The organism is Mesorhizobium sp. M1A.F.Ca.IN.022.07.1.1, from assembly GCF_003997575.1.
Taxonomy (GTDB): Bacteria; Pseudomonadota; Alphaproteobacteria; order Rhizobiales; family Rhizobiaceae; genus Mesorhizobium.
This window is the reverse complement of record NZ_RZST01000548.1, coordinates 1-2,360: the sequence shown is the minus strand read 5'-3', so window position 1 is coordinate 2,360 and position 2,360 is coordinate 1. Positions and strand designations below refer to the sequence as shown.

Here is a 2,360-nt window from a genome sequence, read left to right as displayed (position 1 = left end):
GTCCCCCAATGGCCGAGGAGCCGGGGCTTCACGTGTTCCAGCCGAAGCGGCTTGCGAAGCAGCGGATTGTCGAGCAGGTAGATCTGCCCGATCGTTAGGTAGTTCGCTGCCCGCCAATAGGCGTCAATGTCCTGCAGCTCCTGTTCGGACAAGCGGTTTGCGCTGGAATGCTTCGTCATAGCTGACTCCTTCGCCGGGTCCGGTCCGTACCACTCTCAGCACAACGCTCCGACGCCGACATCGGTTCGCTGCAAAGATTGGCCGCCACGGTCTAGGCGGCAAGGGACGATCTGGCTGTGATCCATCGCAGTCGGCGGGCCGTGGCTGACAGAGCTCGAACTGAGGGCAGCTCTGCCAGTGCGCTACGGCTTGACCGTAAACTCGGTCCACATGCCAGTTGCGAAGTGGCCGGGGAAATTGCAGATGAGCACGTATTTGCCGGGTTTCAGGTTTACGGTGAGCGAGCCCGAAGCTCCAGGGTCGAGTTCCGAAACCTCTCCCTTGTCGCCGGCCTTGTCCTCATCGACGCGGTTCTCGGCAGCGATATAGGGAAGTGGGTCCTTGGGATTCACTAGATACATCATGATCATTTCTTGGATGGTATCCTTGGAACTGTTCTTCACCTTGAATGTGATCTTGCCGGCCTTCACCGCCGCAGGCGTGGCCGTTATCCCCATGGTTGCCTTCGACATATCGAGGTCTGGCGTTCCATAGGCGAAGCCGGTGGTCATGGGCGTGTCCGCCCCTTTGTCCCACAGCGAAACCTGAACGGTGCTGGCGGCCTGAGCGGCACCAGCCATCGTGACAGCCGCGGCAAGACCCAGTGCTGCACTCCTTACCATCTTTTTCACAGCGAAATCCTCTCGGCAGAAACCGGTGGAACCGACACCGGCAATCAACCGCTTAAGGGCTCTGGAACCAACGGACAGCCCAACGGTGGCAGCATGGTTGCACCTCTAGCCACCCTCAACCTTGCGCTGGATCAAAACCGCCCGGTCTTTGGCGAACCGCGCGATAGGTTGGTGCTCGCGTGCCGCGGAAAGTGATTGGGGCCGGCAGAATACTGCTGGCCCGAGGCCGATGGCCCCTGCCGCCAGTGAGCGCGCTCCTTTGGGTGGGCCGCACCATCGCTTGAGCGTCCGCAGACGGCTTCTTCGGTAGGCTTGGTAGGGCGATACGGACTGACAGCCAATTGTCAGCTCTGTCGTGGGATAGTGCGCCTCAAGCGGCCCAGAATGGATACGCGACTGCAAGAGCCAACCTGGATTGCAATACAGATGAAACAGATTGCCCTGTCGCTCATCGTGATCGCCGCATCCGGCGCCTATGTCTGGGAGCAAAGAGCCAAAGCTCCCATGGACGACATGCCTGGTTCGGCGACGCCTGGCGACGCTGCAGACCGGGATTCCGGGCCGGCCATTCCTCCATCACCTGTTCGGAACGACTCTGTTCCAGCGCCGGCCTTGCCTGAGCTTCGCCGGCAAAGCACACGGCTAGAGCCCCGTTTCATCATGCCGGCAATCGGCAGGGAAACGACAGCTGCGATAACGACACCCTTCCCCAAGCCGGAAAAACAGACGGGCGGGCTACTGCAGGTCTTGAAGGCGGCTGCCCCGCAGCAGACGGCCGCACCGGCGTCAACCGTCGCCAATCCTAAGGCAAGCGCGGTCGTAGCCATGCGGGAAACGTCGTCCTTTGCCTTGACCCCAGCCGTCTACATTCCTGTCCCGCAACCGCGACCGGACTATCCGCAAGCGCCAGCTCGCATCATCCCTGCAGGAATGAAGGCTACCGCGAACAGCGCCACGCACCGTTTTACCGACGGAACCTATGCCGGTCCTGTGACGGACGCCTATTACGGGCCCATACAGATCCAGGCTTCCATCCAGGGTGGCCGTCTGACTGCACTGAAAGTTCTGAAATATCCGTCGGACCGGCGAACATCCGTGCGCATCAACCGGCAGGCGCTGCCTATGCTGCGTGACGAGGCGATCAGCGCGCAAAGCGCCAATGTGGACATCATCTCGGGCGCAACGCTGACCAGTAGGGCGTTTATCCAATCGCTCGATGGCGCGCTGAGGAAGGCTTCTTCCTAACTCGATGCGCGAAACGCGAATTCTGATGGGAATGCCCGTCACCGTCGATGTCGGTGGTGCATTTGCAACGCTGGTCGACACGGTCTTCGACTATTTTGAGCGAGTCGACCGGCGCTTCAGCACGTACAAGTCCGACAGTGAGATTTCCGCAATCAACCGCGGCGACGTTCCAGTCAAGGATTGGAGCGGCGAGATGATGGAAGTGCTGGCAATCGCAGAGCGGACGAAGAAGGAGACGGGCGGATATTTCGACGTCCATAAGGC

4 protein-coding genes are annotated in these 2,360 nt (G+C 60.4%); 2 read left to right on the top strand and 2 right to left on the bottom strand.

All coding sequences use genetic code 11. The features are described 5' to 3' along the window. Nucleotides 1–179 (bottom strand): hypothetical protein (locus EOA75_RS31955; protein WP_164747718.1); only part of this gene is annotated, 179 nt, incomplete at its 3' end. 183 nt (nt 180–362) lie between these two features. Next, on the bottom strand, nt 363–842 hold the full coding sequence (locus EOA75_RS31950) for a sulfocyanin-like copper-binding protein (RefSeq protein WP_127326079.1): 480 nt from the start codon (nt 840–842) through the stop codon (nt 363–365). Nucleotides 843–1,277: 435 nt separating this feature from the next. On the opposite strand from EOA75_RS31950, the gene EOA75_RS31945 reads away from it, so the two are divergent. Further along, on the top strand, nt 1,278–2,096 hold the full coding sequence (locus EOA75_RS31945; RefSeq protein WP_127326078.1) for an FMN-binding protein: 819 nt from the start codon (nt 1,278–1,280) through the stop codon (nt 2,094–2,096). A 31-nt stretch (nt 2,097–2,127) separates the two neighbouring features. Continuing rightward, a partial coding sequence (locus tag EOA75_RS31940; RefSeq protein WP_245466807.1) for an FAD:protein FMN transferase occupies nt 2,128–2,360 on the top strand: 233 nt, incomplete at its 3' end.

Excerpts from the sequence above, each read along its gene's own strand:
- EOA75_RS31950 (WP_127326079.1), bottom strand. The coding sequence starts at position 842 with ATGGTAAGGAGTGCAGCACTGGGTCTTGCCGCGGCTGTCACGATGGCT.
- EOA75_RS31945 (WP_127326078.1), top strand. The coding sequence starts at position 1,278 with ATGAAACAGATTGCCCTGTCGCTCATCGTGATCGCCGCATCCGGCGCC.